The organism is bacterium, assembly GCA_024228115.1.
In the GTDB taxonomy this organism is placed as follows: Bacteria; Myxococcota_A; UBA9160; order UBA9160; family UBA6930.
Map to the genome: position 1 here is coordinate 1 of JAAETT010000431.1, position 13,494 is coordinate 13,494.

The following is a 13,494-nucleotide window of genomic DNA, read 5'->3' on the forward strand; positions in this document are numbered from 1 at the left end:
CCTCAGGGGCGCGCCGAGCTGCGGATCGCTGCCGAGGCCTCCACCCGCCAACGATTCAATCGGGCCATCGAACAACTCGCCGCCTGACCCGGACCGATACCCTCAGGGGCCCGGATCCAATGACGGATTGGGGCTAGGTGGTGGCCCCCGTCCTCGCTCGAGCCTTCGCGTGTTTGCTGCTGCTCCTGGTGGCGGCAGGCGCGCAGGCGCAGACCGAGGTCCGGCTCTCCGGGGCGGGTCAGGTGGACAACGTTGCGCCCGACGCGAACGGGCGCTTCGTGTTCCCGGGGAAGCTGCTGCGCAAGAACGCGATCAATACGTTCGCGGTGACGGCGGAAGACGCCGCCGGCAACGTCCGCACGGAAGAGATCAGCATCGCGCAGCTCTCTCTCGCCAATATCGTGGTGTCGCAGATCGTGGCCGAGCCGCTGCCGCCGGAGCGCATCGAGCAGCTCGTCGCGGACGGTACGATCGATCTGGAAGACCCCGAGAACTACAACGTCTCGATCTTCACCATCGTGCTCACGATCGAGAAGGAGCCGGTCGTCTTCGAGGTGCCGGTCGCGCGGCGCATCAACGAGCCCGAAGGCTTCGAGACGTTCGAGATCCCAAAGGGGCGATTCGGTGGGGGCGGCGAGCCCCGTGTTCCGGACGCGATCATCTTCGAGTTCCAGCCGGGAGGAACCGCCGGCGGCGAGCTGGTTCCAGCCATCCCTGGAGTCATCCTGATCGAGGGCCGCATCAAGACGCTGAAGGAGTTCTTCAGTGTGCGCCTGATGCTGATGAACACGTCCGGCATCTTCACCCTCTCCGACGTGACCGGGATGATCAGGCTTCCAGAGGAAGGCCTCTCGAATACGCTCCCGAAGGACGGCTTGGTGCGCTTCGGCGACATCGATCCCGGCGAGCCGAGCGCCCCTGGTCAGGTCGAGCGCGAGTTCATCGTACGGGGAGACGAGATCGGCGAGTGGCCGGTGTCGGTCGAGTTCGGCGGGTTCGTGACGGGCCCCGGGATTCCCGAGGACGCGCCCATCCCGTTCAACGGCTCCGCGGAGACCTCGCTCGAGGTCCTGGGTCCGCCGGAGATGCGGGTTCAGGTCTCGCACCCGGACTTCGTGGAGGCCTTCGAGCCCTACGACCTCACCGTCAGGATCACCAACGTCAGCGAGCAGCCCGCGCTGTATCCGAGTCTCGAGCTCGATGTCGGCGCCGCCGCGGAGCTCTTGAACTGTAGCGTCGACGAGGCGGGAGATCCGTTCTGCGAGGTCGAAACCGGCTCCCAGATCCGAGAGTTCGCGCACCTTTTCCCGGGCGAGAGCGTGACGGAGGTGTTCCGGGTCCTCCCGTTCGATAGCGGCCCGATCGGCTCCTGCACGGCTGGCGCCGATCAGAACCTGAAGCTCGAGGTCTTCGTCGGGAACCTGGGCTGTCTCGTCGGCAGCTTCCCGCCGCGGCGAGCGGATCCGGAGGGCCGACCCAGTGTCCGTGTGATCCCGACACCAGGGCTGCTGGGCGTCAGCGACCAGGCTCCCGTGACCCTCTTCTTCAGCGAGCTGATGGCGTTGGACTCGATCAACAGCAGCTCGCTGAAGGTGCTCGATGCGGAAGGGGAGGAGATCAGGGGACAGATCCAGACCACCGTCCTGAACGACCGAACGGTCGCGATCTGGCAGGTGAACGACGGCATCACGAACCGACTCCCCGGAAACGAGGAGATCACAGTGATCGTCAGCGATGACATCCGCGATCTCGACGGCTTCAACCTCGCGAACGGCTGGCAGAGTACGTTCACCACCACGGACCCGAACAACGACATCACGCCTCCGACGATCACAGTCGACATCGAGCCGCCGACCGATCCACTGGCGGTGTCTCCGGGCGAGATCCTCCAGATCAACGCCTACCCGCAGGATCAAGGCAGTCGCGTCGCCCGCGTCGAGATCCGCCTGCGCGACGAGAACACCGAAGGCGCGGCCTTCGAGCTGATCGACCAGAAGACCGTCTTCGACAGCACAACGCTCCCGTGCATCTTCGCAATCGATACGACGACGCTGAATCCCGGCAACACCTATCAGGCGAAGGCCACCGCTTACGACGGGGCCGGCAACCTCCAGGACGCGACGGTCGGCTTCATCCTGGGGAATGCGCCGATTCTTCCGAGCATCGTGCTGCCCGACGATCCGGCCGACCCGGTGGCGCAGGGGATCACGCTCACCCTGGCGCCCGACGCGGTCGGCCCCACGGTGCGCGATGTCGCCTACTTCCTCGACGGTGCGCCGGATCCGATCGCGACCGTCTTCCTGCCGCCCTATCAGGTGGCGATTCCGACGACCGAGCTCACGGTCGGCCCGCATACGCTCGAGGCCGTCGCCAGCGATGGAAACGGAGACACCGCCAGCGACAGCCTCGGCTTCGTCGTCGCGGTGAATCCCACGCGACCAGATGTGTCTTTCGCGATCGGCGACGGCGCGAGCTTCGTCCAGGGCTTCCCGTTCGCGGTAAATGCGGACATCACGGACTCAGTAGGCATCGTCTCCATTGAGTTCTATCTCGATGGTGACACCGCGAACCCGATCTCGATCGGCTCCGAGCCCTTCGTGATCGACACCACGGGTCTCGCTCCCGGGCCGCACACCGTATCGGTGCTCGCTACGAACGCCTTGGGCGCGACGAACCTTCTGGTCGACCCGGCTTCGATCCTCGATTTCGTCGTGCTGGCGATTCCGCCGAACGGCGCACCGCCTCCGGCACCGGTCGTGACGAGTTTGACGCTGCCCGTCGACGACGGGACCGGAGAGACGCAGACGGAGATCTCGGGAACCAGCGTTCCCGGCGCCCGGATACAAGTGACCAATACCAACCAGGGCACGTCCGCTGTCGTCTTCGCTGACGTCACCGGGGTCTGGAGCGCGACGCTCGTCGCGAACCCGGACGATGCGCTCGAGATCGTCGCCTTCGACCTCACGCAGTCCCCCGATGCGAGCGTGCCGGCCGCCGCCGTCGTTCCGTCTCCGCCGACCCTGCTCTCGATGAGCATCACCCCCGGCGCCCTCAACTTCGGTGAGATCGGGGCCTTCTCAGACGTCTCGGTCATCGCCGCCTTCGACGACGCGAGCTTCGTCGACGTGACGGACATGGCCAGCTACTCCTCGAACGATGTCGGTGTGGCGGGCGTCAGCACCACCGGCCGCGTGCTCGCGACGGGCAAGGGCGCCGCCATCGTGACCGCGACGTATCAGGGCTTGCAGGGCACGACCAACGTCGTCGTCGACTTCGCGAGCTTGGACGCGATCACCGTGACGCCGTCGAGCGTCATGTTCGACACGCTCGGCGCGACACAGCCGCTCGTCGTCGAGGGCGTCTTCAGCGACGGGTCGACCGGTCCCGTGGGTGTGCCGGTGTCGTTCTTCGGCAGCGCGCCTGCGGTTGTCTCGGTGGATTCGGCAGGCGTCGTGACCGCGATCGGTGGCGGCAACGCCACGGTCTTTGTCTCGGCAGGCGCGCTGATCCCCGTCGCTGTTCCGGTCAGCGTCGTCGCCAACGATCCCGCGCCCACGGTGACCATCCTGTCACCGCCGGACGGCAGCGACATCGAGCCTGGAAACCTGGTCGACTTCATGGTCCAGGGCGACGATCTCGGGGGCGGTGTCGCCCAGCTCATCGCGACGGCCAGCGGCCAGGCGAGTTTCAGCCAGACGTTGCAGATCCAACCGCCGTTGAATTCGGCCCCGGCCACATTCAATGTTCCGATCCCGGTGGGAGCGACGGTTGGCGGGCAGGTGCTCTTCAGCGTGCAGGCCGTGGATACCAACGGAACGAGTTCGCCGGTGGCGAGCATCACGCTGAACGTGACCGACCTGACCCGGCCCCAGGCCACGATCGTGGCTCCGGCTCCGGATACGCCCTTCAACTTCGGCGATACGATCCAGCTCCAGGTCGATGCAACGGACGCGGTCGGCGTGACGGAGCTTCGCTACGACGTGACCGGGGCGTTCACGGACTCCGGCTCTCAGCTCATTGCACCGTCCCAGACCAGTGCGTCCTTCACCTTCGGGATTCCCGTTCCCTTCGGGCTCACCAGCCCGGACGTGCTGATCACCGCCCAGGCACTGGACGGGCAGGGCAACATCGGCACGGCAACCGCGCTCCCGGTGCGGATCACCTCGGCCGACATCACGCCGCCGGATACGATCGTGACGAACGTCAACGCACCGTCCGGTACGAGCGTGACGGTCGACTACCTCGTGCAGGCCGGCCTGGGCGATCTCGACCACGTCGAGCTCTTCTTCCGCCGCGACGGATTCGGCACGTTCAACCGCTACACGGATTCAACCGGCGGAAACGCGAACGGCGAGTACCTGCCGCAAGCGGGCGCGAGCGGTAGCATTGTCTTCGACTCGACCCGCATGGGTGGCGACGGCAGCTACGAGTTCGCGACTGTGGGCGTCGATACGGCTGGCAACCGGGAGCCGTTGCCGGATGACGGTCTCGGAAACCCGGTTGGAGATCTCGGCGCAACGGCTGCGATCACCGCAGGCACGATCTTCACGGTCCTGAACACGGACACACTGATCGTGGCCGGCGCGCTCGACGGCCAGAACGTCCGCGTGGACGCTGCGCGCGTGACATTCGCCGGGACCCACCTGCTCCAGAATCTGGAGTTGGTGAACGGGGCCGTGGTGGATCACCTCCCGGCCGACGCGGTCAGCACCGATCAGCTCGATCTCAGCGTCTGGACCCTTACGATCGACGCGACGAGTGTCATCGACGCGAGCGGGCTCGGTTACCTCGGCGGCAAGCTGCCCGATGAGTCCGGTCAAACCGCAGGCAATCTGCCTGGGTCCGAGGCGCGGCAGGGCGGCAGCTACGGCGGCCTCGGCGGGAACGAAACGTCGAACGGCCTGAATCCTGCCCCGGTCTATGGAGATCTCACCGAGCCGCTGCTTCCCGGCGGTGGTGGCGGCGCCAGCGGCAACACGGATGGTGGCGATGGCGGCGGACTGGTGCTGCTCGGTGCCATCAACCTCGTCGTCGACGGCGCGATTCGCGCGGACGGCGGGATCGGCGCGGGCGGGTTGTCGGGAATGGGTGCCGGCGGTGGCATCAACCTCCGCACCCGCACGCTCTCGGGTACCGGTACGGTGGAGGCCGACGGTGGAACGAGGGCCAATGTCAACAACGTCGGTGGCGGCGGAGGACGCATCGCACTCCGTTTCCTCGACATTTCCACCTACGACCCGCAGCTCATCACGTCCTCTGGAGGCGACGGCTTCTACGCTGATGGAGCCGACGGAACCATCTTCCTCCTGGAGGAAGGCACGACGGTCGGCGACCTCGTGATCAACGGCAACGGGCCGGGCTCGCCGTTGACCAACCTGCTGATCCCGCCCGGCGCGACCTTCGACACGATCATCCTGCAAAACGGCGCAAACGTCGTCGCAGACGGAGCCATCCAGCTCGCTGAAGACCTGATCCTACGCGGCGGCTCGTCGTTGACGCATGCGGACGGCGACGAGAGCTGCCTGGTCATCGATTCGAGCCGGGTCGAGATCGATGCGACCAGCGCCATCGACGTGACCGGGCGAGGCTACGCTGGCGGGATCGCAGCGGGCGCGTCCGGAGAGACCCTGGCTGGGCAGCTGGGAGCCGGCCCGCGCGTCGGTGGTAGTTACGGTGGTGACGGCGGCTCGGACGGATCCGGCGGAGCGAGGAGCCCGCTCTACGGAGATCCGTCGCAACCCACGCTGCTGGGTTCCGGCGGCGGTGCGAGTGGCAACACGGACGGTGGTGCAGGCGGCGGCTGTGTGCGGATGATCGTCAGCAACGAGGTCGTCGTGGACGGCGCGATTCGCGCCAATGGCAGCATCGGCGCCGGCGGTCTGTCGGGAATGGGTTCCGGCGGCTCTGTCTGGATTTCGACCTCCCGGTTGGCCGGAGCAGGTGTGATTCAGACCGACGGCGGTGACCGTTCGGCCATCAACAACTTCGGTGGCGGCGGAGGCCGGATTGCCCTCGAAGTGGACTTCGTCGATCCCCAGTCCGATCTCGGCGGCTTGCGCCAGGTGACCGCCCGGGGCGGAGACGGCTTCTATGCCGACGGCGCACCCGGAACGGTCTTCATCCACCGCACCGGTGACATCGACGGCGAGCTGATCGTAGACGCCGGCCTCGCGACGGGCACCTGGCCGCTGGAATCGCGCTGGGTCCCGGTCGGGCCTGGGATCGCTTCGGCGGTTGGCCCCGATACGCTCACGACCGACGGCGCCGTGCCGCTGCTTCCCGGCGGGCTCGTCGGTTTGAGACTCAACCCGGACACGCTCCACAACGAGACCTTCGAGATCGCTGACAACACGGCGACTACGATTTCGGTGGTGACACCCAACGAGAACGGGTTCGGATTCCCTTCGCTCGCAAGCCCCGGGAACACGTACGCCGGGCATTGGCGTTTCGATCGCGTGACCCTCCAGGGCGGAGCCTTCGTGGAGATCGCCGATCCCGTCACGGTCAATGACGTCTTCGAGGTCAACGAACGCTCCACGCTCACCCATCCGCAGACCTCCCAGATCTACGAGGCCCGTCTCGATCTCTCGGTGGATGCCCTGCACGTTGATGCGACCAGCCAGATCGACGTCAGCGCACGAGGCTACGAAGGCGGCCGCCTGCTCGACGAGCCCGGCTTCACGCTCGGGAACGTCGCGGGTTCAGCAACCCGCACAGGAGGCAGCCACGGAGGCCTCGGCGGGGCGGAAGTGAACGCCGGAGGACCTCCGAACCCCACCTACGGCAGCTTGACCGATCCGCAGGACCTCGGCTCCGGCGGCGGTGCCAACGGCAATTCGGATGGTGGTGACGGCGGGGGCCGCATCTTCGTGACGGCTACGAACGTCACCGTGGATGGAACGCTGAATGCCAATGGAGGAATCGGAGCGGGGGGCCTGAGCGGTATGGGAGCTGGCGGCAGCATCAACCTGGTCGTGGACCTGCTCGGCGGCACCGGAACGATCTCGGCGGATGGCGGCACGCGTGCGGATGTCAACAACGTGGGTGGCGGAGGCGGACGCGTGGCCATCCAGCACATCCAGCCGATCGCACTGCCGGTCGCAGACATCACGGCCCGGGGCGGAGATGGCTTCTACGCCGACGGTGGGCCGGGTACAGTATTCCTCCGCGGGAGCAGTCAGCTCTTCGGCGATCTGCTGATCGACGGTCAGGGCTTCGTGAATCCGCCGGATCTCGCGATCCTGCCCGGAAACCTGACGTTCGACGACATCACGCTGCGCGGTGGAGCCCAGGTGCTCGCACAGGGACCGATCCAGGCGACGGGTTCGTTGCGGATCGAGGGATCGTCCGTTCTGACCCATCCGGCTCGGGATGAGAGCTGTCTACAGGTCTCTGCGGCCAGCCTGGACATCGAGGCTGGCAGCGCGATCGACGTGACTTCGCGCGGCTACTCCGGAGGTACCGCAACCGGGGCCTTCGGCGAGACCCTGGCCGGCCAGGTCGGCGCGGGAACCCAGACGGGCGGTAGCCATGGCGGGCCCGGCGGGGTGGCCTCCGGGGCGACCGGATCTCCTGTTCCGGTGTACGGTGACCCGAAGCGACCGGCCCTGCTCGGTTCGGGCGGAGGCTCGAATGGCAATACCGACGGAGGCGACGGCGGCGGTTGCGTGCGCATCCAGACCACGGTGGACGTGATCGTGGACGGCGCGATTCGCGCCAACGGCAGCATCGGCGCCGGGGGTCTGTCGGGCATGGGGGCGGGTGGCTCGGTCTGGATCACCACGGGGCGCCTCGCGGGCACGGGCGTGATCCAGGCAGATGGTGGTGACCGCTCCAATGTCAACAACGTGGGCGGCGGCGGAGGTCGGATCGCCCTCGAAGTGGACTTCGTGGACCCGGCTTCGGATCTGGGTGGGTTGCGCCAGGTCACGGCTCGTGGTGGCGATGGGTTCTACGCCGACGGCGCCCCAGGCTCGGTGTACCTGCATCAGACAGGGGATCTGGACGGCGAGCTGATCGTTGATGCCGGCCTTGCCACGGGAACCTGGCCTACCGCGGCAAGCTGGGTACCGATCGGCCCGGGCGTTGCTGCCGGCGTCGGCCCGGACACACTGCTGACCGACGGTGGTGTCCTGATTCTGCCCGGTGGGTTGGCGGGCATGCGCCTGAACCCGGACGTTGCCCAGAGCGAGACCTTCCAGATCGGCGGGAATACGGCCAGTGTGATCACCGTCGTGACGCCCAACGAGAACGGCGTCGATTTCGCGACGGTGGCTTCCGCCGGCGCAACGTACGCCGGGACCTGGCGCTTCGATCGTGTGACCCTCCAGGGTGGCGCCTTCGTCGAGATCGCCGATCCGGTCATCGCCAACGATCGCATCGACATCACCGAGGGCAGTTGGCTAACGCATCCCGAGACCACCCAGAGTTATGAAGCAAGCCTGGATCTGGTGACGGGCGGCTTCTCGATCGACGCCACGGCCCGAGGCTACGAGGGTGGGCGGGCGACGGGCGCGTCCGGCTTCACCCTGGGAAACTTGCCGGGTTCCGGGACGCAGTCGGGCGGGAGCTACGGCGGCCTGGGAGGCCAAAACGGCACGGCTGGCGGCCCCCCGAATCCGCTCTACGGCGATCCGAACGATCCTCGCGACCTGGGTTCCGGCGGTGGATCAAGCGGCTCGACGGACGGCGGGGATGGCGGTGGCCGCGTATTCGTGACGGCGACGGATCTGGTTGTCGATGGAGCCATCCGAGCCGACGGCGGTATCGGCGCCGGGGGCCTCAGTGGCATGGGTTCGGGCGGAAGCGTGAATCTGGTAGTCGACACGTTGGGCGGCTCCGGCACGATCTCCGCCGGCGGCGGCGACCGGTCCAACGTCCTCAACGTCGGCGGCGGCGGTGGTCGCGTATCGATCGTGAACGTCCAGCCTCGGACCCTGCCCGCCGCCAACATCACGGCTCCTGGCGGCGACGGATTCTACGCGGACGGGCAGGACGGAACGGTTTCTCTCCAAGGCCCCTAGCTGCCCGAGCGGGGACGTTCTTTCCGCTGTTTCCGTTGTTCAGTTTCCCGCGGAGCGGGAAACTGAACAACGGAAACAGCGGAAAGAACGTCCCCGCTTCCGCTTCTGGCTAGCGTACGTCGAAGCGGTCGACGATCGGCAGGAAGATGCCAGCCTCGATCACGCCACGCTGGAGTGTGCGTGAACCTCCGCGTTCTACCGCGATCGCGAACGGTGCGGGACCGCCGGAAGCGCCATCACAGCGCCGTGGGAAGTCCACGCCCACCCGGTAACGCCCGGCCGGCGCCGGGCTCCAGCTGACGCGCTCGATCCGCGGCCCTGGCATTCCGCAGCGCATGTCCTTTTCGAGGACACCCCCGCTGCCGCTTCGATCGTTGGCGAAGTAGACGGTCTCCTGGAGCGGATCCGAGACGAACAGATCCAGGTCGACCGCATCCTCGAAGGCCAGGCGCACACGCAGGGTGCCATCAGGGGCCGTCGGAGCGTCCGCGAGGGTGGCCGCGAGGGCTTCGGCCCGTTCCAGCAGCTCCGAGGTCCACGGGATCGCAGTGGGAGGCCCGTCGGCGGGGGCGGGCGGCGCTGTCGAACAGGCCGCCAGGGCCAGGCTGGCCGCCACGACGCTCATTGCGCGCCGGGAGCTCCGCATCACGGTATCTTCCGCCGGCGCACTGGGAGGAGATGAGATGGTGAACAGACGTCGAAACATCAGGGTGGGTCTCGCGGGAATGGTAGCGGGCCTGATTCTGGTTCCGCCCTCCTGGGTGGCAGCCGGTGTATTGGCCGGAACGGTCCGTGACGCTGCAGGGCCAGTGGTCGGCGCAATGGTCAGCGCACAGCACGGCGACCCGATCCACACGTTGACAGTCTTCACCGATGCGGAGGGCTTCTTCCGCACCCCCGATGTCGAGGCCGACCGGGTCGAGCTGCGGGTTCGCCGGATCGGCTGGAAGGATCATCGGGTGCAGGTCGAAGTTCCCGAGGAAGGACTGCTGCTCGAACTCGAGCGCGAGACCGACCCCGCCGCGTTGGCGGCCCAGCTTCCCGCCCATCGCTGGCTTTCGCTACTGACCGCCCAGATCGACGATCCCACCCATCGCGAGCAGTTCGTGCGCCAATGCACCTACTGTCATCAGCAGGGAAACCAGGCGACCCGGGTTCCGCGTGAGGATTGGCAATGGGAGAAGGTGCTCTCCCTGATGGCGCGCATGGGTGGCATCCTGCCGGAGGAGCTGCGGGCCCAGGTGCCCGAACTCTTCCGCGCGGCCTACGACCCGGCCACCGCGATACCGGTGCTCACGGCCAATGCAGACTCCCCCGATTTCGCTCCGGCCCCTTCGGTCGAAGCGCGCCAGGCCGTCGTCGAGGAATGGGAGCTCGGCATGCGCGCCTCGATGCAACACGATCTCATCTTCCATCCGGACGGTCGCGCGTACTCCGTCGACATGACGCAAGACCACCTCTACAGGCTGGACCCGGCCTCGGGTGAGATGGCGTCCTTCCCGATCGAGAGCGATCTCTCCCTCGGTGGCGCATTCGGTGGGCGGGATCAGCCGATGCCACCGACGGCGAATGCGCGGGAGGGACCGCATTCCCTGCAGGTCGGGCCCGACGGCGACATCTGGATCACGTTCGCGCTCGGCAACAAGATGGGTCGCTTCGATACGAAGGCGGAGACCTGGAAGACCTACCCGCTGGAAGAGGGCTACTACCCGCATACGCTCCGTATCGACGGAAAAGGGCGGGTGTGGTTCACGCTCGCCGTGTCGAACCACCTCGGGATGTTCGATCCCGAGACGGAGACCTTCCGCACCCAGCGTCTACCCGCGGGCAGCCTCGGCCAGGATCTCGTGCTGCGAATGCTCCCGGTCATTCTCTGGCTCGCCGATGAATTCGGCGGTTCCTCCGGGGTTGGCATGGAGGGTGGAGATCCGGATTTCATGCCGGTTCCCTACGGAATCGACATCGCGCCGGATGGCTCGGTCTGGTTCAGCCAGCTGAACCAGCATCGCATCGGGCGGATCGATCCGGACACGTTCGAAGTGGAGATGATCGACACGCCGTTCCCGGCACCGAGACGTTTGCGTTTCGATGCGAAGAATGGCTTGTGGATTCCGAGCTTCTCCTCCGGTCTGCTGGCGCGCTTCGACGTGGTGACCCGTGACTTCAAGGAGTGGACGCTTCCGACCTCCAAGGAGGGTGTCGAGACGCCCTACTCGCTGAACGTGAACCGGCCCAGAAATGAGGTGTGGATCTGCGGGACCAACTCGGACACCTTGATGCGCTTCCAGCCCGAGAGCGAGAGCTTCACGGTCTATCCGCTGCCGACGCGGGTCACGTTCACCCGGGATATCGACTTCGATGAACAGGGCCGCGTCTGGACCTCGAACTCCAATCTGCCGACCTGGCAGGTGGAGGGAGGCTTCCCGCGTGTGTTGCGACTGGATCCAGCCGGGGGTGCCGCGGCACGGCCCGTCCAATTGGTTCAGGGGGTTCAGCCATGAGACAGCGACGGCTCGGTCGGACCGGCCTCGTCGTTTCCCAGATTGGGATGGGCACGATGACTTTCGGTTCGATGGCCGAGGAGGGCGAAAGCCTGAAGATCCTCGATCGGGCCTTCGAAGGCGGTGTGGATTTCCTGGACGTCGCGGAGATCTATCCGGTGCCGCCGGATCGGAGCCATGCCGGGCGCAGCGAGGAGATCTGCGGGAAGTGGCTGGCCTCGAAGCCGCGGGATGCCGTGGTGGTGGCGTCGAAGATTTCAGGCCCGACCGGAGGCTGGTTCCAGGGGCCGGTACGGCATGGCAAGACGGCCCTCGACCGGCACCAGATCGAACGCGCGGTGGAGGACAGCCTGCGCCGCCTCGGGACGGACTACCTCGACCTCTATCAGGTGCATTGGCCGGACCCGGGCTTCCCGATCGAGGAGACCCTGGAGGGCCTCGACCGGGTCGTCGAGGCCGGCAAGGTGCGCGCCGTCGGCTGTAGCAACGAGACGTGTGGGGGCCTGATGGAAAGCCTCTGGGCCGCCGACAAGCACGGAACGATCCGATACCAGACGATCCAGAACAATTTCAGTCTGCTGAACCGTCGTTTCGAGGACGAGCTTGCAGCCGTCTGCCGCAAGCACGACGTGAGTCTGCTGCCGTACAGCCCTCTCGCGGGCGGCGTGCTTTCCTGCAAGTACCAGGAGGACGAGTGGCCCGAGGGTTGTCGCTTCACGTTGTACCGGGAGCACAGCAAGCGCACCAAGGCGATGGCCGGACGTTTTGTCAATTCTCGCAGTCTGGATGCAGCCAATCGCTTTGCGGCCGTGGCCTTCGAGCATGAGATTGCGCCGGTCACCTTCGCGATCGCCTGGACCCTGAGTCACGATTTCGTCGGCTCGACGCTGATTGGTGCCACCGATGCCCGTCAACTCGACGAGGCCCTGGCGGCGGCCGAGGTGACACTCGACCCCGCAGCCCTCACGGCCTGTGACGCGATTTCGAGGGCGGTTCCGTATCCGCTGGGGTGAACGTGGCCGCCGGCCCGTGACAACCACCGTCGGGTAACCTCGCTGGCTACCAAGGGAGGAAGCGATGGGCGAACGAGTGGGGTTCCTATGCCTCGGGGCGATGGGGTACCCGATGGCAGGACACCTGGCCGCCGCGGGGCATGATGTCGTCGTCTACAACCGTACGACAGCGAAGGGGGACGCCTGGGTCGGAGAACACGGGGGACGCTGCTGCGACAATCCCGCCGATGCTGCGCAGGGCGCGCGTTTCGTTTTCTGTTGTGCCGGAAACGACGCCGATCTCCTGGAAGTCGCGCTGCCTTCGATCGACGCGATGGAGAAGGGCGCCGTCTTCGTCGATCACACTACGGCCTCGGCCGAGAGCGCGCGAAGCCTCGAAGCACGGGCTGCTGCCGGAGGTGTGGGCTTCGTCGATGCTCCGGTATCCGGTGGAGAGGAGGGGGCGAAGTTGGGCCGCTTGACGGTGATGGCGGGGGGCGAGCGCGCCCATTTCGACGCCGCGCTGCCGCTGATGAAGACGTTCGCGCGAAACGCGACCTGGATGGGCCCGGCCGGCAGTGGCCAGCTCTCGAAGATGGTCAATCAGATCTGCATCGCCGGAGTGATCGAAGGCCTTTCGGAAGGCCTGGCGTTTGCGGAGGCGGCGGGCCTCGATCCGCGCCGGGTCGTGGAAGTGATTTCGAAGGGAGCGGCGCAATCCTGGCAGATGGATCAGCGCGCCGAGACGATGATCGAGGGAAAGTTCGATTTCGGATTCGCGGTCGATTGGATGCGGAAGGATCTGGACATCGCCCTCGCGGAAGCCCGTCGCAGCGGTGCTCGGCTTCCGTTGGCGGCCCTCGTGGATCAGCTCTACGCAGCAGTTCAAGCAAGAGGCGGAGGCCGTCTCGACACCTCCAGCTTGATTTCATTGCTGCGGAAGCCCTGAACCACAAGCCGGAGTTGGCAGCTCAGCTC

At 66.6% G+C, this 13,494-nt stretch carries 5 protein-coding genes; 4 read left to right on the forward strand and 1 reads right to left on the reverse strand.

Features of this window, described 5'->3' with window-relative positions:
• Positions 1 to 140: 140 nt before the first annotated feature.
• Positions 141 to 9,023, forward strand: coding sequence for a hypothetical protein (locus GY937_18825; GenBank protein ID MCP5058760.1), 8,883 nt, complete (start codon positions 141 to 143; stop codon positions 9,021 to 9,023).
• 109 nt (positions 9,024 to 9,132) lie between these two features.
• On the opposite strand, the gene GY937_18830 is transcribed toward GY937_18825, so the two are convergent.
• Positions 9,133 to 9,672: a hypothetical protein gene (locus GY937_18830; GenBank protein MCP5058761.1), complete on the reverse strand. Its 540-nt coding sequence runs from the start codon at positions 9,670 to 9,672 to the stop codon at positions 9,133 to 9,135.
• A 34-nt stretch (positions 9,673 to 9,706) separates the two neighbouring features.
• Here GY937_18830 and GY937_18835 point away from each other — a divergent pair, with 34 nt between their 5' ends.
• The 3 genes from GY937_18835 to GY937_18845 all read left to right on the forward strand — a co-directional run bounded on the left by GY937_18835 (position 9,707) and on the right by GY937_18845 (position 13,465).
• On the forward strand, positions 9,707 to 11,524 hold the full coding sequence (locus GY937_18835) for a hypothetical protein (protein MCP5058762.1): 1,818 nt from the start codon (positions 9,707 to 9,709) through the stop codon (positions 11,522 to 11,524).
• A complete protein-coding gene (locus tag GY937_18840; GenBank protein ID MCP5058763.1) occupies positions 11,521 to 12,537 on the forward strand; it encodes an aldo/keto reductase in 1,017 nt (338 codons plus the stop codon). Before GY937_18835 ends, GY937_18840 begins: the two co-directional genes overlap by 4 nt.
• A 64-nt stretch (positions 12,538 to 12,601) precedes the next feature.
• Positions 12,602 to 13,465 (forward strand): NAD(P)-dependent oxidoreductase, encoded by an 864-nt coding sequence (locus GY937_18845; protein MCP5058764.1) that lies wholly within the window; start codon positions 12,602 to 12,604, stop codon positions 13,463 to 13,465.
• Positions 13,466 to 13,494: the final 29 nt, after the last annotated feature.

What these genes read in the sequence shown, in the direction of transcription:
- GY937_18835 (MCP5058762.1), top strand. Translation starts at nt 9,707, where the DNA reads ATGGTGAACAGACGTCGAAACATCAGGGTGGGTCTCGCGGGAATGGTA.
- GY937_18840 (MCP5058763.1), top strand. Translation starts at nt 11,521, where the DNA reads ATGAGACAGCGACGGCTCGGTCGGACCGGCCTCGTCGTTTCCCAGATT.
- GY937_18845 (MCP5058764.1), top strand. Translation starts at nt 12,602, where the DNA reads ATGGGCGAACGAGTGGGGTTCCTATGCCTCGGGGCGATGGGGTACCCG.